This is a genomic window from Mesorhizobium sp. Ca11 (assembly GCF_020165275.1).
GTDB lineage: Bacteria > Pseudomonadota > Alphaproteobacteria > Rhizobiales > Rhizobiaceae > Mesorhizobium.
Map to the genome: position 1 here is coordinate 235239 of NZ_JAIUHU010000008.1, position 19600 is coordinate 254838.

Here is a 19600-nt window from a genome sequence, read left to right on the forward strand (position 1 = left end):
CAAACCATGAGTGTCCGTGATCTGATCCCCTGGGGCCGGAGCAACGGCAACCAGCTTCCAAGCATATTCCGCGACAGTGAGCGCGATCCGTTCCTGTCGCTGCATCGCGAGGTGAACCGCCTGTTTGACGACGTTTTCCGCGGCTTCGACAGCCGGTTGCCGTCTTTTGGCGGTGTCTCCGCCCTCGGCGCCGGTTGGCCGAGCGTCGAGATCTCCAACGGCGAGAAGGAGATCAAGGTGATGGCCGAGGTGCCGGGCCTCGAACAGAAAGACATCGAGGTCCTGCTCGACGACGGCGTGCTGACGCTGAGAGGCGAGAAGCGCTCCGAGACGGAGGACAAGGATAGGCAGTTCTCCGAGCGCTATTACGGCCGCTTCGAGCGCCGCATCCCGGTCGGCTACGAGGTCAAGGAAGACGAGGTGGATGCCCGCTTCAAGAACGGCGTGCTGACCGTCACCTTGCCGAAGAGCGAGAAGGCGCAGTCGCAGGTCAAGCGCATCGACATCAAGAGTTGATGCACCGACGCGGGAGGTCGGCCCATCCGCCTCCCGCGTCGACTCCCATAGAGCCACGGCAACCGGATGCTCGCGCAAGCAACTCCACTCGATCGATCATGGGCGGCCGAGGAAGAGAAAATTTATACGGCGGGAGCTTCTTTTTTCCGTCCAGAAGTCTTCGCATCGCTCATCTGAATGATGACAAGCAGCTCGCTGTCTTTCCCTTCTGCTGCGCATGCTTTCAGCACCTATCCGGAGAGAAAGCTAACATATGTTAGGAACGGGAGAGGGGCTCACCTAGCGCGGATCCGCATCAGATTGGGACCGGCGATAACCTTAATTTTGGTTTCCTTTGCACAGGCTTCCCGAACGGAAGGTAACGCGATAGATTAGTAATTCGTTAAGTACGCCCGGGGGCGAGCGTAAAAGATGTGTCGTCGAGCGTAAGGGATGTGCCGTGATGAATTTCAAGTCTCTGATCAAGCGGGCCGAGGACGTCGATAAGGAATTTCAGGAACTCCAATCGGATCTGGCGGAGGCGTTCGAGGACGTTCTCAAAGATGACGAACAGCCGCCGTCGGAAGACGACGCCGTCGCCGGTCGGGAACTGGTTGCAAGCGACGAGAATCCGCCGGCCGAAGAGCCGTCCGACGCATCGGCATCGCGGCTGACACCGCATACCCAGACGCGGCTGGCCGCCCTGGAGGCCGTCACCGGGCTTTTCCGGGACGGGCAGGGCCATCTGCAGGAGATCGAGGCAAAGCTGGCGGAGATCGCCACTGCACATCATATGACGCGCGAAGTCCTCAACGTCTTCCATCGCGACGTGTTGCGCTCCAACGAGCTGGAGCTGGCAAACCTCGCTCTCACCGCCGAACACAAGACATTGTCGGAACAATTGCTTGACGCCGCCCGCCGGCAGCGCGAACGCGACGGCGCGGCCGAAGCGTGGCAGCAGCGCGAGGCGAGCCTCGTCCAGGACCGGGAGCAGCTGCGCTCGGCGCTTGCGGCGGTGCGCCTGGAGCTGGTGGAGATGGGCAATGAGACCGCCAGGCGCGAGACGGAGTTCGGCGAGATTGTCAAAGCCCTGACGGCCAAGACCGTCGAAGTCGACAGGCGCAGCGCCGAGAACAAGCTGCTGCGCGAAAAGCAGGTCGGCCTTTCGGTCGATCTGGAGCAGGCGCAAAAGCGCGAGGCGGAGGCCCGGCACAAGTTCGACGAGTTCGCGGCAACCCACGCCAGCGAAACCGCCCATATCGCCGAGCTGATGGCTCAAATCGGCAACCACGAAAAGGAAGAAACCCGGCTGCAGAAAGCGCTCGAGGCAGCGCAGGCCAGGCTTGCCGAAACAATCGAGGCGGCGCGGATCGCCGAGAGCGACAGCACCGCCGAATTGGCACGCAGCCACGCGGAAATGCGCGGTTTGCGTGCCGAGATCCAGGAACTGCAGTCGCGTCTGGATAAGGTCTCGACCGACAATGGCGAAGCCACGGACGAGATCACCAGGCTAAAGGCGCAGCTGAACGACGCCGTCACCGAACGCCAGATTGCGGAGAAAAGGCTCGCCGTTCTCAAGGACGAGAGCGAAGCCGACAAGAAGAACCTGTCCGAGGTCAGCACCAATTTCTCACGGCTTTCGCTGCAGCAGGCGTCGGAGCAGATCCAGCTCGATATCCAGAAGCAGGAATGCGAGGATTTGCGCGCCGAAGTCGAAGCGCTCAACGCCCGCATCCGGGAATTGCTGCCTTACGAGCGCCTGCATCGGGTGACCGACGCAAGGTCGCGCATGGATGCCGCGCCTCAAACCAACGCGATCATCGCGGAAGCGGCGCGCCCCGTCGCGCGGCGCGTTTCTCGGCGCAACATGCGGGCGAACGGAGGCTGAGGGTTTCGAGCGGCTCGGCTTCGACAGCGCCGGCCCGCTCTATCTCTATGGTTTGAAACCGCTCCACGTCGAGAGCCGCTGCGCTTTCCTGGAATTGCCCTGGCGGACTATTTTCCAGCCATGTCGTCGGCAAGGTCCTGCGCCTGCTTGAGCAGCGCCGGGAAGGACGGGTCGCCGGGCAGGCGCTGGGCCATGCAGGCGCGGTAGTCGGCGTCGCCCTTTTCCCAGGCGGCGTTGGCGGGATCGGAGACCTGCGGATCGTCCTGGTCCGAACCCTGGTCGGCCTGCTGGGCTTTCTGCGCGGCGGCGTCGGCGGCTGCCCAGATTGAATCGCAGGCCGCGATCTTCGGCACGGCGGGCGAGGCGGGTGCCTCGGCAATCAGCACGCGGTCGCCTTTGACGACCGCCACGACGACGTGCTGGTCGTAGATCGGTCCGACATCCTGGGTCCAGCCGCCGAGCCGCGCGACCACCGCATCGGCGCCGTCGGGCTTCTTCAACGAAAAGTCGAGCGTGCCCGAGAATGCCGCGTCGCTGCCGATGGCCTGGGTGTAAAAACTGTCGAGCTTCAACGCCGCGCCGATGTCGGCGGGCAGCTTGAAATCCGCTTCCGCTTCGGACGATTTGGACTTGAGCCAGCGCTCGGTCAACCCGCGCGTCGAGGCGACGATGCTTGGGCCGTCGTCGCTCTGCGCATATCGCAGCCCGTCCAGCATGCCGTAGCCGATATCGGAAGCGTTGAGGCTTTGAACATTGATGGTGCCGGTCGCCGGGAAACCCTTGACGGAAAGGGGCCCGAGAATGCCGGCGAGGCGCTGCTGGAGGTCGGCCAGCGCCTTCTCGTTCTGGGCATCGATGGTTTCGATCGCTGTATTGGCGCTTTCCTGCGCGGTGATATCGGCGATCGCCTTGTCGCGCGCGGCGATATAATCGTCTTCCGCCGAGGCGGCATATGCCGCGCTGCCCGCCAGCGCAATGAGAAGCGTCAAGACCAACCGCATGCTGCAACCCCAAATTAGCGATCAAAGCCCTTGGCAGCCATCGCCCGACTTGGCGGCTTTTGCGTGGCGGAAATCATGGTAGAGCCAAATCTTTATTCCGCCTTGCGCTTCTCCACCTCGGCCTTCCTCAGCAAGAACCGCTGGATCTTGCCGCTCGGTGTCTTCGGCAGTTCGCTGACGAACTCGACCTCGCGCGGATAGGAGCGCGCCGACAGTCGCGTCTTCACATGCTGGGCGAGTTCCTCGGCCAGCGCCTCGCTGCCCTTGAAGGCGGGCGCCAGCACTACGAACGCCTTGACGATCTCCGTGCGCTGCGGATCGGGCACGCCGACGACGGCCGCCTCGTTGACCGCCGGATGCTCGATCAGCGCGCTTTCGACATCGAACGGTCCGATGCGGTAGCCGGATGAGGTGATGACATCGTCGGCCCGCCCGATGAAGGAGACGGAGCCGTCCGTCTCATATTCCACCGTGTCGCCGGTGCGGTAGTAGCCGCCCGCGATCGCCGGCGTTTCCGCTTGGTGGTAGCCGTCGAACCAGCGCAGCGGCGAGTTGGCGATATCGACCGCCAGCACGCCGGGTTGGTTGGGGCCGAGTTCGTTGCCTGCCTCGTCCAGCACCACCATGCGGTAGCCGGGCATGGCAAAGCCGGCCGAGCCGGCGCGGACCGTATGCGCCAGACCATGATGGTTGTTGACCATCATGCCGTTCTCGGTCTGGCCGTAATGATCGTGGATCGGCGCTGCAAGATGCGCGTCGAACCAGCGGATCACCTCCGGATTGAGCGGCTCGCCGGCGCTGCTCACCACGCGCAGCCTGCCCTTGACGCGGGCCGCGGCCTCGGGCCCCTCCGCCATTAGCAGGCGATAGGCTGTCGGCGAGCCGGCCAGGCTGGTGACGCCCAGATGCTCGATGATGTCGTAGGTCGATTTGGCGTTGAAGGCGCCTTCGTAGAAGGTGGTGGCGATGCCGAGCTGCAAAGGCCCGGTGATGGCGTAGTAGAGCCCATAGGCCCAGCCGGGATCGGCGATGTTCCAGAAGATGTCGTCGGGCCGAAGCCCGATCGCGTCACGCATATAGGCCCCGAAGGCAAGCAGCGCGCTGAGCGGCACCGGCACGCCCTTTGGGTGCCCGGTCGTGCCGGAGGTCGACATCATCATGAACAGGTCGGTGCCCTTGCGCATGACCGGCTCGCTATCGGAGGAGGCAGCCGCGAGCGCCGCGCGGAAATCGACGTCGCCTGCTGCAATTGCATCGCCGGGGCCAATAATTGTGGCGATGCGCGGGTGGTTTTCCACCTCGTCGAGCTTGGCGCGGTTTGCGGGGTTGGTCACCACCAGCTTCGCCTTGCTGTAGCTCAGGCGATGCTCGATAGCCTTCGGCCCGAAAGCGGTGAACAGCGGCTGGTAGACCGCGCCGACGCGCCATGTGCCGAGGATCAGCGCCACCAACTCAGGGATGCGCGGCAGCATGCCGGCGACGACGTCGCCAGGGCGCACGCCGAGACTTTTGAGCAGGGTGCCGACGCGGCCCGCCATGTCGGCCAGATCGTCGAAGGAGTATTCGCGCAATTCACCGGCAGCCGAGATCGCGCGCAGCGCCAGCCGGTTTTCGCCGGTATAGCGGCCGCAGCATTCGACATAGGCGTTGATGCCGGTCGCCGGATCGCCGTGGAGGCGCGCGATCTCGTCCTCGATGCGGAATTGCGCAACGGCATCCTCATAGCGCGGCACCGCCGCTGGCGTGTCGGTCATGGCAATCCTCCCTCGGCGGCGGATCATCTCCCATGATCGCCGCCGGAGGAGATTGCATGAAAGGAGGGCGCTGGTCGATTGCGGCAGCGTCTTTCTCCCCGTGTAGTGCCGGGGAGCTCCTTATCCACGCTTCCGATAAAGGCTCAGCGTTATCTCCTTGCCCACGCCCACGGGCGTCAGCATGAAATAATCATAGACCACGATTTCGCCGCTCGGACCGACCATCCGCTTCGACCAGATCGGCGCTTCCTCGACCCGCATCTCGGCCCATTGGCGCGCGAAGTCGGGGCTCAGCGCCTTGAGTGGATCGAGCACGGCGCGGATGTCGGCAGCAGACGCGTATTCGACGGTCGCGGCGCGGAATTGCGCGATCGCCGAGCGAGCTACCACTTCCCAGTCGGCGAACAGGCCGCGCCAGGCGGGATCGAGGAAGAACCGCGCCAGCAGGTTGCGCCTTGCGGGATCGTCCTGATCGAAGCCGCCGAACAAATCCGCCGCCTCGTCGTTCCAGGCAATGAAGTCCCAGGCGCGGTTGAGCGCATAGGCCGGGTTGGGCGAGAGCGTGGCGAGCAATCCGACAATGCGCGGATCGGGCGAGGGGCCTTCGAGCGGCGTCGCCTCAGGCCGCCATTCCGGCTTTGCGAGCTTGAACAGGTGCTGGTGTTCCACAGGCACGAGGTCCAGCACGTCGGCGAGCGCATTGAGCACCTGCGCGGAAGGATTGGCCTCGCGGCCCTGTTCTAGCCACGTATACCAGGTGGCGCTGATCCCTGCGAGCAGCGCGACTTCCTCACGCAGCAGCCCGCTTGCGCGCCGTCGCGTGCCAGTGCGGATGCCATGCCGTGACGGCTCGACGCGTTCGCGCATGGCGCGCAGGAAGCGGCCGAGTTCCTTACGCCTGTCCATCTCGGTGGTCTGTTCCAGCATGCTCGTGCCTCGAAGGGGGTGGCGACGCTACTAGCAGCGCCGCTCATCTTGTACCACCTTGCTACCAGTATAATGAGGCCAGCGCATCGACAATCACGCCGCGTCGGAACGCGGCGCCCGACAAAGGATTCCGCAAATGAATGCGCTGAAAAACATCAGGAATATCGACTACACCGTCCTCTTCGCCCGCGACATGAAGGAGATGCGGCGTTTCTATGAGGACGTGATGGGCTTTCGCGTCCATTCCAGCCTGGGCGAGAGCTGGATCGCCTACCAGGTCGGCTCGTGCCTGCTGGCGCTCACTGAGCGCGGCGTGATGTTCAACGACTTGCCGACCCCGGCGGGCGCGCTCTCCATGCAGCTCGCCTTCCGGGTGACGCCCAGTCAGGTTGACCAATGCGCCGAGACGTTGCGTGAGAAGGGCGTGGCGATCGAAAGTGGGCCGACCGACCGGCCCTGGGGTCACCGCACGCTGTTCTTTCGCGACCCCGACGGCAATGTGCTGGAGATCTACGCCGATATCTAGCCTTGCGGCAGTTGAATGCCTTGCGTCAAGCGGCTCGTCGACTTCTACGAGAACAGTCACGGGCATCAAGCTCACGGTCTACACCGAGGATTTCGCCGAGCTGCTTGCTTCACGCCGGTGACGGCGGAGGCGATTGCGAAGCTCAAGCGGTGAGAGTTCCAATTTCCCAAAACGGCGTAAGGCGGTATGCGGTTGACCACATCGACCATCCGGCCGATAGGGACGGCGAACCAGAGAACCGCAATGACCACCGATCTCAAACAACTGGCCGCCCCCGACGCCGCCTGGCAAGCCGAAGTCCGCGCCGGCGTGCGCCATGTCCGCGACCTCGCCTCGCTGCCGCTTTCGGCCGCCGAGCGCGCCGTCATGCAAGAAGCCGCGACCGCGCACAAGGTGCGCGTGCCCAAACCCTATCTCGATCTTATCGACTGGAGCGACCCCAACGATCCGATCCGCGCCCAGGTGATCCCGTCGCCGGGCGAGCTCGTCACCGCCGAAGGCGAGCTCGACGACCCGATCGGCGATCATGCCTTCAGCCCGGTGCCCCGCCTGACGCACCGCCACGCCGACCGCGTGCTTTTGTTCCCGACCTATCAATGCGCGGTCTATTGCCGCTTCTGCTTCCGCAAGGAATCGCTGATCTCGATCGGCCGCGGCTACACAAGCGAAGCGCTGGAGCCGGCGCTGGTCTACATAGACGGGCACCCGGAAATCCGCGAGGTGATCCTGACCGGTGGCGATCCGCTGTCGCTGCCGGACAAGGCGCTGGCTGAAATCCGCGCCCGGCTGGAGGCGATCCCGCATCTGCGGCTTCTGCGCATCCACACCCGCGTGCCCGTGGCGCTGCCGTCGCGCATAACCTCCGGCCTGGTCGAGGCGCTGCAGGGACGGCTGATGGTGACGGTTGTCACGCACTTCAACCATCCGCGCGAGCTCACCGCCGAAGCCGAGGCGGCCTGCCGCACGATGCGCCAGGCAGGTTTCGTGCTGCTCAACCAGAGCGTTCTCCTCAAAGGCGTCAACGACAAGGTCGAGGTGCTGGAGGAGCTCTGCCGCGAGCTGATGTACCGTCTCGGCGTAAAACCCTATTACCTGCACCACGGCGACCTCGCGCGCGGCATGGCGCATCGCCGCACGACGATTGCCCAAGGCCAGGCGCTGGTCGCGGAACTGCGCCGGCGCTTATCCGGAATCTGCAATCCGACCTATGTCATCGATCTGCCGGATGGCGGCGGCAAGGTGCCGCTGGCGGCGAGCCATATCGAGGGGCGGGACGGCGAAACGTGGCGCATTCGCGGCCAGGACGGGAAGGCGAGGAGCTACAGCGAGGTGGTGGCGGACTGCTGAGTGCCCGCATGCCGCTCGGGCGCGGCCCGGCCGCCTCGTTGGGGCATTCTGCCGGGCCTGACCGGCCGCCGCCGGCTGCGAGTCCGAGGCGTGGGACTGCCATGTGAACCACCTGCATTTATTCCTCTGTTTGCACGATGCGGCGTCGCACCAAAGGCGCGACACTGTCATCGATCCGTTTGGATCATCGTAAAGTCCCTTAGCTGCCTAGTCCCCAGCTGGGTTCACCTAGCGATCCTCTCGAGGCCCCGCGTGCTCCTCCCCGGAGCACGCGGGGCCTTCGTTTGTTACCGCCGGGTCGCAACATCGCCCTCTTGCTGTGGGAACCGGATTCCGCGCCTCGCATTCTATCAGCGGGGACTAAAGGAGTTCGGCATGAAGGCTTTGTTGGGAATTATCGGCGGCTTCGTGCTGACCCTTGCCGTGTTCGCCAGCGGGCTCGCCTTCGCCACCTGGCTGCTCGCCGCCAAGCCAGTGCGCCAGGCGACCCCGGCGATCGGCGTTTCCGAGCTCTGGACCAAGGACGCTCAGCCGGTCGATCCGCAAAAGCAGAATCTTCAGCGCATTCCCGCCCAGCAGGCTGCCGTCGCGCCCGCCCCAGGGGGCGAGCCGGCCAAGACCGACAGCGCAGTGCAGACGGCGACGCTCGCGGCGCCGACCGCACCCGCGCAGCCGCAGCAGTTGCAGCCCACGACCGCTCAGCCGAACCAGCCCGCAGCCGAGCCTGACGCGACCCAGCCTTCCCAGCCGGCTCCGGCCGATCGGCAGGCCGAGCAGCAATTGCCCGTGGCCCATCTGCAATGGTGCTCGGCCCGCTATCGCAGCTACCGTCCGGCGGAAAACAGCTACCGCGCCTACAGCGGCGAGCTGCGCCCTTGCATCTCACCCTATTACGACCCGATGGGCGACCGCACCGCCTCGACCGGCTCAAACGATCGGCAAGGCCAGGGTGGTCAAGCGGTAGCGGATGATCGGCAAACCGCCGCGGCCGATGATCAGACGAGCGACGACCAGGCCGAGATGGAAGGTTACGCCCCGTCGGGCGACGGCTACGTCACCACCTATGGCGGCCCGCCGGAAGAGATCTCGCCCGAGGCCGGGGCCGTGCGGGCACAGGGCCGGCAGATCTCGGCCGCCCATATCGACGATTGCTTCAGCCGCTACCGCTCCTACGATCCGCAGGACAACACCTACCAGCCCTTCGACGGCGGCCCGCGCCGCCAGTGCGAGTAGTGTTTCTGGCCCGCGACAGCGAAGAGGTGATCGCGAAGCGACCGGAGAGGGGCTGCGACACAAGCAGGTTCGCTCTAGCCTCTCGCGCGCCCCCGCCAACTCAGCCCACGACCTTCCCCGGATTCATCACATTGCCCGGATCGATCAACTCTTTGATCGCCTTCGCCAAATCCCGCTTAACCGGATCAGCATGCCGCTCATAGGCCTCGCGTTTCTCCAGCCCCACCCCATGCTCAGCTGAGAACGAACCGCCGGCCTCGCGCAGCCCCTCATAGAGCACGTCCTCGATCGCCTCATGCCGCTCATGTGGAACCGGCCCTTCGCAATTGAGGGAGATGTGCAGATTGCCGTCGGCGAGATGGCCGTAGACATAGGGCGCATATGAGGCGTCGAGCTTCTTCAGCCCCGCCTCGATGCGCGCCACATAGGCGTCCAGCGCGCCGGCTGGCACGGAGACGTCGAACGAGGGCGCCATAGGGTGCGCGCGCTCGATCTCAACAGTCTCCTCGCGCAGCCGCCACATCGCTGCGGCTTGGCCCTCGGAGCTCGCGACCAGCCCGTCGACGATGCCGACCTCTTCCCAGATCGCCGCCAGCCCGCCCTCGAGCACGCTTCTCGCCGCCTCGATCGAGTCGGCGCCTAGGCCCAGCACCAGCAGACAGGGCGCATCGAGCGGCAGGCTGCCCGAGGCATAGTTCAGCGACCGCTGCATGAGGGACGCAAAATTACGCCACAGGATCTCGGCGGCGGTGAGCCTCGCGCTGGCCGAGTTCAAAAAATGCCGCACGATGTGCTGGGCGCTGGCCGCATTCGGCACGCCGACAAGCGCGGTGGCACTCGCCCCGGCCACCGGATCGAGCCGCAGCGCCACGCGGGTGACGATGCCGAGCGTGCCTTCCGCGCCGATGAAGAGATGCTTCAGATCGTAGCCTGCGCTGGTTTTCAGCACCCGGGTGAGATCACAAAACAACCGCCCGTCCGGCAGCACGGCCTCCAAGCCATGCACGCGGTGGCGCATTGTGCCGTTGCGAAAGGCCATGATGCCGCCGGCGTTGGTGGAAACCATGCCGCCGATCGTGGCGCTGCCGCGCGCGGCAAGGTCGATGCCCGGGTCGAGCCCATGCTGGGCTGCCGCCTCCTGCAGCGCGCCCAGCGTCACGCCCGCCTGCACGATCGCCACGCGCGTGAACGGATCGATGTCCTCTATTCTGTTAAGCCCGCCAAGGTCGCAGATCACCTGCCCTTGGGAAGTGGCTGCTCCGCCCGCCAGCCCGGTGCGCCCGCCCTGCGCGACAAGACGGATGCCACGCTCCGAACAGAATTTCACCAGCGCCGCGACCTCTTCGACATCGCGCGGACGCACCAGAGCCGAGGCGCCGAAATTGCGGGTGTCGAAGCCAGGATCGCGCGAGGCGAGCTCGGCGGGTCCCAGATGGTGGCGTTGGGGAGGGCGGCGCGGAGAGAGGGGAGGAGGGCCATGAAATGGATCCGGCGTCGGACGTGAAGCTCGTCCTATAGAGGAACCGCAGCCCGGGAGTCACGCCGGCACGCCCATCGAATCGCCCGGGTCCACAACCATACCGGCTCGGTTCAGGAACATTCCGCGTTTGGCGGAGTTGACAGGACGGCCCGCTCGTTTGAGGCCACACCGGTTCATGGCGGGCTTCGGGAGGAAGCTATGATCCATGTCACCCCTTCACTTCATGTTTCTCGCCGCGGCGCATTGCAAATTGGTCTTGGAGCGACGCTCGCTTCAGCGACCGGCGTCGCCCCCGTTTCGCCTGCTTTCGCACAAGATGACATAAAGGACGAAGACATTTTCCGGTTCGCGCTGAACCTGGAATATATGGAGGCCGAATACTACCTGCGGGGCACCACAGGAAAAGGCATCGACGATTCAGATGCCGGTTCCAAGCCCGGCGAAGTCGTCGGCGGCAAGAAGGTTCCCTTCGAAACGCCTGCACTGGCTGAAATTTTGCGGGAAGTCGCGGAAAATGAACTTGCCCATGTCAGGTTCTACCGCAAGACCCTGGCGTCGAATGCGGTGGACCGGCCGGCGATCGATTTTGATGCCGGCTTTGCCGCGGTCGCCAAGGCGGCCGGGCTCGGTGCCGACTTCGACCCCTTCGGCAACCAGATGAACTTCGTGCTTGGCGGCATGCTGTTCGAGGATGTCGGCGTCACCGCCTACGCCGGTGCGGCAACCGTCCTGAAGAACAAGGAATTCCTGGCAGCCGCGGCTGGAATTCTCGCGGTCGAGGCCTACCACATGGGGATGGCGCGGTCGTCGCTCTATCGCATGGGCGAGAAGGCCTGGAAGGCGGCGAATGCAATTTCCGACGCACGCGACAAGATCGACGGGCCCGATGACAAGGACCAGGGCATTCGCGTCGACGGCAAGGCCAACTTCGTTCCTTCGACGCCGGATGCGATTGCCTTCACAAGGACCCCGCAGGAGGTGCTGCGCATTGTTTATCTGACCGACCAATCGGGTGTCAGCAAGGGCGGCTTTTACCCGAACGGGATGAACGGAACGCTCAAGAGCACCTAGCCGCGAGGATGGACCCGGTCATGATGACCTACAACCTGCGCTGCACAGCATTGGTCGCCGGCCGTCCCATATCGTCTCGACGGGGCACGCGATGAACGTCAGCAGCGAAGCGACCAGATCGTTTTGGGTGCTCGACGCCAGCTTTCCCGGCGCGCCCCGCCTCGAGCAGGACGAGCATTGCGACGTGGCCGTCGTTGGAGCCGGCATCGCCGGGGTTTCGATTGCCTATGAACTGGCGCTGGCCGGACGCAAGGTGGTGCTCGTGGATCGCGGGCCGTTACTCGGAGGCATGACATCGCGCACGACCGCCCATCTGGCGCCGATCTGCGACGATGGCTTGAGCGCGCTGATCGACATGCGCGGCGAGGTTCTGGCGCGCGGATTTCAGGAGAGCCAGCAAGCCGCCGTCAACCGCATCGAGCGGCACGTTGCCAGCCTGGAGATCGACTGCGATTTCCGGCGGCTGGACGGCTTCCTTTTCCCGGCCGCATGGATGGACGAGAAGCAGGCCGCCAGAGAATGCAATAAGGAGTATGCGGCTGCGGCTAAGATCGGCGCCGAGGCTGAACATGGCAAAGGCGTGCCTCTCAAGGGTCATGAATCGGCGCCCATCCTGCGCTACCCCGGACAGGCCGCCTTCCACCCGCTGAAATATTTGCGCGCCCTGCTGGCTGATTTCGAGAAGCGAGGCGGCAAGGCATTCGCCGACAGCGCCGTCATCGAGATCGAGGAGGGGGAGCAGATTCGCCTGAAATGCGATGGCGGCTCCACCGTTACCGCTTCGAACGCGGTGTTTGCCACCAATTCCCCGATCAACACATGGGTCAAGATCCACAGCAAGATGGCGCCTTACCGCACCTATGCCATGGCTTTCGAGATCGCCAGGGGAACCCTCCCGGATGCGCTCTACTGGGACATGGACGATCCCTATTATTACGTCCGCCTCAATCCCGGCCCCGGCAAGACGGACTGTCTCATCGCCGGCGGCCGCGATCACAAATCGGGCGAAGCGGATGACGGCGAGGCGCGCTTTGCCGCGCTTGAAGCATGGATCAGGGCATTGGTGCCAGATCTTGGCGCGGAAAGAGCGCGGTGGTCCGGTCAGGTTCTCGAAACGATCGATTATTGCGGCTTCATCGGCCGAAGCCCCGGCAACGGCAACGTCTTCATGGCCACCGGCGACTCCGGCCAGGGCATGACGCATGGTGCATTGGCCGGACTGCTGATACGCGATCTGATCGTGGACGGATCGAACCCATGGGAAGCCGTCTATGCTCCCGACCGGAAGCCGCCCGCCGCGCTCGCGCACTACGTCAATGAGAACCTTACAACAGTGAAGAATCTCGCCGGCTACTTGCTGCCCGGTGAGGTCAAGTCGGCCGGCGACCTCAAGCCTGGCGAAGGCGGCATCCTGCAGGACGGCTTGAGCAAGTTCGCCGTGTGCCGCGACCGCGACGGCAAGCTGCACCGGCATTCGGCCAGTTGCACGCATCTCGGCTGCATCGTGCACTGGAATTCGACCGAGCAATGCTGGGATTGCCCCTGCCACGGCTCGCAGTTCGCGCCGGACGGGACGGTGCTCAACGGCCCGGCTATCCGCGGCTTGGCCCGGTCGGAGGGTCGCGGGTCTCGCGCGGAGCCCAAGGTGGCGTCCGGAAAGTGACCTATGGCGGTTCACCGTTTAACGCAAACGCCTCGGAGGAAGCGGTGCCCGGACGACCACATAGCCGCTATGTGCCCGGATTTTCGGTGGCCTTTTTCTGGGCCAAGCCTATCGCCTTGTAGATGGCTTTGGTTGTGGCGGATAGGAGTGAAAAAATAATTCCAGGGAAGCTCAAAAATGTTTGGGTGAAATAATCCGAAGGTTTTTGGGGAGCGCCTAGAAATCGATTTACCGCTGTTTCAGGCCCGGATCCGAGATTTCTATTTACCCGGGAAAAAAATAATGGACGTGTAAGTCTTGCTTTGAGCGCAATTGAGGCGCATACAAAAAGTGTTGATTTGGTTGAGTTTGGCTTTCGCCCCGTCGGAGCCGCGCCAATCCTTTCCGAATTTTCGATAGCGAAGCGTTGCGCCGGTCCGGCGCGGCAGCTTGCTCGTTTGAACCCTGGAACGACGCAGGGCGCTGACCACGGATGTACTGGCAGCACCGCAAATCGTTCCAGCGGTTCGACTGAAATAACGCGGAAGTCCATCCTAGCATGTTTTCACGGGAAAGCTGCAATCGTGGCCATTCGCATCGCGTCCACCGTCGTCTGCTTCGGCTCTCCTTGGTGCTGCCGCGCCTCAGACGCGCCGCGACCGCAGAGTATCTACCGATCTCGACGAGGAGGCCCGGAAGGGTCTTTCCCGCGACGCAACGCGGCCTCTTTCATTCACCTGCCGGCGATCCTCCGCACAATGGGGTTCGCACGGTAAAGCATCGATCAACCGGCCTCTCTCGAGGCGGCGCTCGAAGACGACCGGAGACCATCATGACAAGCCTTATGCAGCGCAACACACGGCCGATACGGCACGGCGCCCCGCCGCGCTTGTTCGACATCGGACAGGCGGTCCGTCTGAAGGGAGATTTCCGGACATTGACCGCGGAAGTCTACCACGTCACCGGCACGCTGCCGCCAAAAGAAAACTCGCCTCAATACCGCATCCGCAGCGACACCGAACCGCATGAGCGCGTGGTGACCGAGGATAGGCTGGAATCGGCCGGAACCCCGGCCTCGGATCCCGGCCTGATGCTGATCGAAAGGACGTTCGGACATGGCCAAGGGACGGCAGCGCTCCAATCGCGAGATGAGGACGCCGAAGCAGGGAAGAATTCCGACCAGGCCTGAGCGCCTATTCAATCAAGGCGCCTGCCTTCGGCGCGAAGGGCTCGATGCCGTCGCGCGGCGGGTCTCGATGAAGGTCGTGATTGAATTCTATCGCACGCGCGTCAGCGATGACGCGCATGCCGTCATCGGCCGCGAGACGGTGCTTGCAACGGGTCTCGAGGATGCAATCGAGATCGCGCGGCTTCTGGCGAGGACGCTGAACATGCCGCAGTGGCCGGATGCGGTCACGATCTCCGAAGCTGACGGCGCGGCGCTTTATTCGGAAATTATCGCCGCGCAGGAAGGCGAGGAAAGACAGGTATGAACAGGTCCATGGCCAACGGCGAGACCGAGGCGGGCCACAAGGCCGTATCCGGCTGTTCCCCAAACAACAGAGGCTTGTCGGGTCACGCCTTCAGGGATCATCAATACGGCCGTCGCGTCGAAGCGGATCATTCCTGGACCGTCTACCATGTCTTCACCGGGATTCCGGCGCATGTCGACGGCGCTCCGATGGTCGGGCTGACGCGTGCGCATGCGACGACGAGCATGCTGAATCTCAACCGTCGCAACGTCGAGGCTCGAAAGGAATGGAATAGAACCCGGCCAACTGAACACGCTGAAACACGGGTGGGCAACCCATGACGCTCGCCTTTCCAAATCCCAGCCGGAGTTTCGATCAAACGCGCCGCGCCGTCTGCTTCATTGGCCATGATGGTATGTTCCAGGTCCGCTTCTTCGTCGAGGTCGAGGTCCTTGGGACATTTGGCGATGATGGGGGCAAGGAAAGGGCCGAGATGGCATATCTTTCGGCATTCGACGCCTTGCGCAGCTCCATCCAGGATGCCGCCAGCAAAGCATATGCGCGCGAGCGCCGAAACTCCTACACGCTCACGGCTTCCGGCTTCCGATAGGCAAGAAGCCAATGTCGCAGGGAAAACCCGCAGCCGCGAATAGCCTTAGCCCTGGCTGCTACAAGAAAGGATAATGCCGATGCGTTCCATGAAAACCCCCGAGGCGCCGCCCGCCGCGATCAAGCCGATCGTCAGTCCCTCAAGCATCATGTCCGCGCGGCTGACGGTCAGGAAGGACGAGGCAGCAAGGCGCAAGCTCGCCGACACTGACGGCACCTTGCGGCGGGCGCGTCAGATCGCAGAACGCAATCGCCTGATTTGACATGATGGCCGCCTGACAAGTGCCTCTTGGCTGGGCCTTATGTCTCGCGAACTGTCTTTCCCGCTCCTGGGCATGTCCAAATCCCCAGGCGCAAATTGCCTAAACCGGAAGAAACACCATGGCGATGAAACCCAACTACCGATACGAGCGCAGCAAACGCGATCAGGCGAAGGCGGCAAAGAAAGAGGCGAAGCTCGCGGCCAAGGTGGCGAAAGAGAAAGTGGTGGATCCGGAAGACGAGCGGGCGGGGAGCACTGATAACGGATAATGTCGCGTTAGGCAGGCCGGCCTTGGAACCGCAATGACACAACGAGAGTCCGATCACTTCGAAATCGATGTGGAGTGCCCGCGGTGCCATCACCAGGCGAAAACGCGTGTGGGCTGGATACGCGCTCACACCCAGATGGAGTGTGAAAATTGCGGCGAGATCATCGACATCGAAAGTAAGAATTTCAGGCCGCGCGAGCAGCCTTAAGGCGTCACGAGAATAGCCGCCTCGCGGGCGGCTGCTATGAACGCCTTGCGCGCGAATGAAGCCGGTCGGCGCCCGCTGTTTACATCCGTGCAGGCCTGAATGGCTGCACGGTGCTTGTCGCTTCGCTTGCCGCGCCATCTTCGAAGCAGGAAATCCAGACAGGCGGCGGCATCGCCGATTGCCTCCCGTCCGCCGGCCGGATCAACGATGATCGTCACCGACTGGTCGAATTTTTCATTTGCCATCACTGCGCTTAGGCCGCGGCGCGCAACATGGCAAGCACTGTTTGTTGTGGGCGAACGGGTGGGCGAACGCAAAGATAGGCTCGAGTGATACGACGCTAGGCAGTCGGCGGGAAACCAGCCGCAAAGGCCCCGCTCGCATGCAAGACCAAGGAGAGGCTCCTGGACAGCCCGACCTACTCAGCAAGAGATCAAGCCGGACTGTCCTCGCCGCACCAGCGAGATCGTATCGTGCGCCTTTGTTTCCTGTCTGGCCAGCAAAACCGCAGCAAATGAGAGCCGTTGAGCTGCCGACCGCGACTTGTGCAGAGGTTCGATCGCCGATCAGCAATTCGCTTCTCTAGCTGCTGCTCGCCCAGATCGAGCATCCGACCTTCTGCCGCGTCGCCGGGTCCCGCGCGGTCTTCGCGAACACCCGCCTCAGACCCACCCTGTTGGATGCGACATCCTTGCTTGCGAGGTAGTTCGGGTCGCCGACTTCCCAGTGATAGCGCGTGTTGGCAGGCGCCTGCTTCCAGGTGAATTTCGAGCGGTAGGCCACCTGGCCTGGCGCGGTGTTGTCGAACCGGCAGTCGATGGTCGCCGGCATCATTCCCTTGGCGCTCATCGCGCTGACGACCTTGTCCGCATCGGATGTCGTCAGCCATTCGTCGCGGCTGACCGCTGGTCCGCTCGGCGAATGCGTCATGCATCCTCCAAGCAGCATCAGCGCCGCCATCGTCGCGATTGTCGCGCCTGCTCGCTTGCCGTCTTGCCGATTGAAGCCCATGCTCATCCCCTTGGCTCGGAAAGAGTAGAAAGTCTCGGTCCGGAGGACGCCCGCTGCGCATACCTGCGTATATTAGCGGCTTCACACGCCCGACTCGTCCGCGCATGGCGCTGCCAGCATTCGCGACCGCCCACGCGGAGCCTGTGACCGCCCCGCCACAAAACTTAGCCGCGCCATATCCCTAACGGTCGACACCCGCGAAATTAACCTTTTGTTAACCATTAGCCCGGCACCCTTTAACCATTGAGTAAGGATTCGCCGGACGTGACCTTCGCCGCCCCTTTGCACAACAAATCGATCCGCTTTCGCGCCCGTTCTTTCGTCGCTTTCACGCTGACGCCGGAAGCGCCGATCGCCGACTGGCTGGAGGGGTTGGATCACTGGATCGCCAATTCGCCGGGCTATTTCAACGGGCGCCCGGTGGTGCTGGATTTGAACACCTTGCAGCCGGGGCCGGAGGAGATCGCAGCACTTGTCGGCGTGCTCGGCTCGCGCGGCATCCGCGTCTATGCCATCGAGCTCGAAGGCGCCGAGCTCGGGTCTGAATTGCCGCCGCTCTTGGCCGGCGCCAAGGAGGCGACCGCCGAGGGGCTGCTTGGCCGGGCCGCGCGCAAGGCGCGGGCGGAAGAGCTGGAAATGGCCGTCGCCGGGGAGCGGGCCGAGGTGACCCGGGAAACGATCCAGGCGGCGGCGCCTGCGGAGGTTCTGCAGGCGACCGGCGATGAGCCGGTGGATCCCGAACTGGCAAGGCTGGAAGCGGTCAGGATCGAGCCGGCCCAGACCGAACCGGAAAAGCCAGGGCAGGGCGCCGTGCCGGCGCCTGCCGCCGGCACGCTGATGATCAAGGCGCCGATCCGCTCCGGGCAGTCGGTCTTCCATCCGCATGGCGACGTGATCGTGCTGGGCTCGGTCGCGTCCGGCTCGGAAATCGTCGCCGGCGGTTCGATCCATGTCTATGGCACGCTGCGCGGCCGGGCGATCGCCGGCTCGGAAGGCAATATTTCGGCGCGCATTTTCTGCCGCAAGAACGAGGCCGAGCTGCTCGCCGTCGACGGCTGGTACACCACGGCCGAGGAGATGGAAGGCACCTCGCGCGGCAAGGCCGTGCAGGCCTTCCTCGACAATGATGCGTTGTGCGTGGTGCCGCTCGGCTGAGTTCTTGGCCGCAAGCTTCGGACCGGTTTCGCGTGCGAAGGTTATCGGTGCATGTCGCCCCAAGTGCAGCGGTTTTGGGAGAACGACATGCACCAAAAGCGAATGATCCCGCCGTGCCTGGCACGGCCAGAGAATAAAAACCGCCAATGGAGGCTGGATATATGGGCAAGGTAGTCGTGGTCACATCGGGCAAGGGGGGCGTCGGCAAGACAACCTCGACGGCCGCGCTCGGCGCCGCCGTGGCCAGGACAGGCAAGAAGGTGGCGCTGGTCGATTTCGACGTCGGCCTGAGAAACCTCGACCTCATCATGGGCGCCGAGCGCCGCGTGGTGTTCGACCTCGTCAACGTTATCCAGGGCACGGCGAAGCTTTCCCAGGCGCTGATCCGCGACAAGCGGCTGGAGACTCTCTACCTGCTGCCCGCCTCGCAGACGCGCGACAAGGACGCGCTGACCGAAGAGGGCGTGGCGGAAGTCATCGCCCGGTTGCGATCGGTGTTCGACTATGTCTTCTGCGACAGCCCGGCCGGCATCGAGCGCGGCGCCCAGCTCGCCATGCGCTTCGCCGACGAGGCGGTCATCGTCACCAATCCGGAAGTCTCGTCGGTGCGCGACTCCGACCGCATCATCGGCCTGCTCGACGCCCGCACCATGAAGGCCGAGCAGGGCGAGCTGGTGCAAAAACACGTGCTGGTCACGCGCTATGACGCGGCGCGCGCCGCGCGCGGCGAGATGCTGTCGATCGACGACGTGCTGGAGATCCTCTCGACGCCGCTGCTCGGCATCATCCCGGAAAGCCAGGATGTGCTGCGGGCCTCCAATCTCGGCTCGCCCGTCACGCTCTCGGAACCGCTCAATGGTGCCGCAAAGGCTTACCTCGAAGCGGCAAGACGCCTGGAAGGCGAGGACCTGCCGGTGGTCGTCCCCTTCGAACGCAAGGGCTTCCTCGACCGGCTTCTCGGAAGGAGGGCCGCATGAGCATCCTCGATCTCTTCAAGCGGCGCACCAGCGCGCCGGTGGCGCGCGAGCGGCTGCAGCTGCTGCTCGCCTATGAGCGCCAGAGCCGCGGCCAGCCGGATCTCGTCTCCATCCTGCGCGAGGAGATCATGGCGGTCATCGCCAAGCATGTGCAGATCGACCAGGACTACCTCCAGGTCTCGATGGACCGCGGCGCGACCATGTCGACGCTGGAGATCGACATCCAGATCCCCAACAAGAGCGCCGCGCCGCTCGCCATGGCGGGATGACGCCG

23 protein-coding genes are annotated in these 19600 nt (G+C 64.0%); 16 read left to right on the plus strand and 7 right to left on the minus strand.

What is annotated here, in order from left to right:
- Positions 1-6: 6 nt before the first annotated feature.
- Together LB538_RS16860 and LB538_RS16865 are read left to right on the plus strand one after the other, a co-directional pair.
- The gene (locus LB538_RS16860; protein ID WP_224524788.1) at positions 7-516 is read left to right on the plus strand and encodes an Hsp20/alpha crystallin family protein; all 510 of its coding nucleotides are present in this window, start codon (positions 7-9) and stop codon (positions 514-516) included.
- Positions 517-958: 442 nt separating this feature from the next.
- Positions 959-2383 carry a hypothetical protein gene (locus tag LB538_RS16865; RefSeq protein WP_224524785.1) on the plus strand — a complete coding sequence of 475 codons (1425 nt, stop codon included), beginning with the start codon at positions 959-961 and terminating at the stop codon, positions 2381-2383.
- 107 nt (positions 2384-2490) lie between these two features.
- Here LB538_RS16865 and LB538_RS16870 read toward each other — a convergent pair whose 3' ends face one another.
- The 3 genes from LB538_RS16870 to LB538_RS16880 form a co-directional block, all read right to left on the minus strand.
- Entirely contained in the window at positions 2491-3384 is an 894-nt protein-coding gene (locus LB538_RS16870) for a hypothetical protein (RefSeq protein ID WP_224524782.1), read from the minus strand.
- A gap of 92 nt (positions 3385-3476) precedes the next feature.
- Entirely contained in the window at positions 3477-5138 is a 1662-nt protein-coding gene (locus LB538_RS16875) for an acyl-CoA synthetase (RefSeq protein WP_224524779.1), read from the minus strand.
- A 120-nt stretch (positions 5139-5258) separates the two neighbouring features.
- A complete protein-coding gene (locus tag LB538_RS16880; protein WP_224524776.1) occupies positions 5259-6065 on the minus strand; it encodes a helix-turn-helix transcriptional regulator in 807 nt (268 codons plus the stop codon).
- Between the two features lie 136 nt (positions 6066-6201).
- Between LB538_RS16880 and LB538_RS16885 the strand changes: the two genes are divergently transcribed.
- The 3 genes from LB538_RS16885 (at position 6202) to LB538_RS16895 (ending at position 9171) form a co-directional block, all read left to right on the plus strand.
- Positions 6202-6591, plus strand: a complete 390-nt coding sequence (locus LB538_RS16885) for a VOC family protein (protein ID WP_095767204.1) — start codon at positions 6202-6204, stop codon at positions 6589-6591.
- A 243-nt stretch (positions 6592-6834) separates the two neighbouring features.
- Entirely contained in the window at positions 6835-7938 is a 1104-nt protein-coding gene (locus LB538_RS16890; RefSeq protein WP_224524774.1) for a KamA family radical SAM protein, read from the plus strand.
- Between the two features lie 375 nt (positions 7939-8313).
- The gene (locus LB538_RS16895; protein WP_224524772.1) at positions 8314-9171 is read left to right on the plus strand and encodes a BA14K family protein; all 858 of its coding nucleotides are present in this window, start codon (positions 8314-8316) and stop codon (positions 9169-9171) included.
- A 100-nt stretch (positions 9172-9271) separates the two neighbouring features.
- Here LB538_RS16895 and LB538_RS16900 read toward each other — a convergent pair whose 3' ends face one another.
- On the minus strand, positions 9272-10534 hold the full coding sequence (locus LB538_RS16900; RefSeq protein ID WP_224524770.1) for an FAD-binding oxidoreductase: 1263 nt from the start codon (positions 10532-10534) through the stop codon (positions 9272-9274).
- Between the two features lie 315 nt (positions 10535-10849).
- On the opposite strand from LB538_RS16900, the gene LB538_RS16905 reads away from it, so the two are divergent.
- Together LB538_RS16905 and LB538_RS16910 are read left to right on the plus strand one after the other, a co-directional pair.
- Positions 10850-11722 (plus strand): ferritin-like domain-containing protein, encoded by an 873-nt coding sequence (locus tag LB538_RS16905; protein WP_224524768.1) that lies wholly within the window; start codon positions 10850-10852, stop codon positions 11720-11722.
- 91 nt (positions 11723-11813) lie between these two features.
- A complete protein-coding gene (locus LB538_RS16910; protein ID WP_224524767.1) occupies positions 11814-13385 on the plus strand; it encodes an FAD-dependent oxidoreductase in 1572 nt (523 codons plus the stop codon).
- Positions 13386-13452: 67 nt separating this feature from the next.
- Here the strand turns inward: LB538_RS16910 and LB538_RS16915 are convergent, their stop codons facing one another.
- Positions 13453-13917 (minus strand): hypothetical protein, encoded by a 465-nt coding sequence (locus LB538_RS16915; RefSeq protein ID WP_224524765.1) that lies wholly within the window; start codon positions 13915-13917, stop codon positions 13453-13455.
- 279 nt (positions 13918-14196) lie between these two features.
- Between LB538_RS16915 and LB538_RS16920 the strand changes: the two genes are divergently transcribed.
- The 6 genes from LB538_RS16920 (at position 14197) to LB538_RS16945 (ending at position 15976) form a co-directional block, all read left to right on the plus strand.
- Positions 14197-14553 carry a hypothetical protein gene (locus LB538_RS16920; RefSeq protein ID WP_224524763.1) on the plus strand — a complete coding sequence of 119 codons (357 nt, stop codon included), beginning with the start codon at positions 14197-14199 and terminating at the stop codon, positions 14551-14553.
- 67 nt (positions 14554-14620) lie between these two features.
- The gene (locus LB538_RS16925) at positions 14621-14857 is read left to right on the plus strand and encodes a hypothetical protein (RefSeq protein ID WP_140545023.1); all 237 of its coding nucleotides are present in this window, start codon (positions 14621-14623) and stop codon (positions 14855-14857) included.
- Positions 14858-14865: 8 nt separating this feature from the next.
- Positions 14866-15177, plus strand: coding sequence for a hypothetical protein (locus tag LB538_RS16930; RefSeq protein ID WP_224524760.1), 312 nt, complete (start codon positions 14866-14868; stop codon positions 15175-15177).
- Positions 15174-15446 (plus strand): DUF1488 domain-containing protein, encoded by a 273-nt coding sequence (locus tag LB538_RS16935; RefSeq protein WP_224524758.1) that lies wholly within the window; start codon positions 15174-15176, stop codon positions 15444-15446. The genes LB538_RS16930 and LB538_RS16935 overlap by 4 nt, the downstream gene beginning before the upstream one ends.
- Positions 15447-15525: 79 nt before the next feature.
- Positions 15526-15708: a hypothetical protein gene (locus tag LB538_RS16940; protein ID WP_224524755.1), complete on the plus strand. Its 183-nt coding sequence runs from the start codon at positions 15526-15528 to the stop codon at positions 15706-15708.
- Between the two features lie 118 nt (positions 15709-15826).
- Positions 15827-15976: a hypothetical protein gene (locus tag LB538_RS16945; protein WP_224524753.1), complete on the plus strand. Its 150-nt coding sequence runs from the start codon at positions 15827-15829 to the stop codon at positions 15974-15976.
- A gap of 203 nt (positions 15977-16179) precedes the next feature.
- Here the strand turns inward: LB538_RS16945 and LB538_RS16950 are convergent, their stop codons facing one another.
- Together LB538_RS16950 and LB538_RS16955 are read right to left on the minus strand one after the other, a co-directional pair.
- Positions 16180-16428, minus strand: coding sequence for a DUF982 domain-containing protein (locus LB538_RS16950; RefSeq protein ID WP_095770102.1), 249 nt, complete (start codon positions 16426-16428; stop codon positions 16180-16182).
- A 337-nt stretch (positions 16429-16765) separates the two neighbouring features.
- Positions 16766-17194, minus strand: coding sequence for a hypothetical protein (locus LB538_RS16955; protein ID WP_224524751.1), 429 nt, complete (start codon positions 17192-17194; stop codon positions 16766-16768).
- 264 nt (positions 17195-17458) lie between these two features.
- On the opposite strand from LB538_RS16955, the gene minC reads away from it, so the two are divergent.
- From minC to minE, 3 genes are all read left to right on the plus strand, one after another.
- Positions 17459-18349 carry a septum site-determining protein MinC gene (minC, locus tag LB538_RS16960; RefSeq protein WP_224524750.1) on the plus strand — a complete coding sequence of 297 codons (891 nt, stop codon included), beginning with the start codon at positions 17459-17461 and terminating at the stop codon, positions 18347-18349.
- Positions 18350-18510: 161 nt separating this feature from the next.
- Complete coding sequence (minD, locus tag LB538_RS16965) at positions 18511-19326, plus strand: septum site-determining protein MinD (RefSeq protein WP_095770099.1); 816 nt, start codon at positions 18511-18513, stop codon at positions 19324-19326.
- Positions 19323-19595 carry a cell division topological specificity factor MinE gene (gene minE, locus LB538_RS16970; RefSeq protein ID WP_042638296.1) on the plus strand — a complete coding sequence of 91 codons (273 nt, stop codon included), beginning with the start codon at positions 19323-19325 and terminating at the stop codon, positions 19593-19595. The genes minD and minE overlap by 4 nt, the downstream gene beginning before the upstream one ends.
- Positions 19596-19600 lie beyond the last annotated feature (5 nt).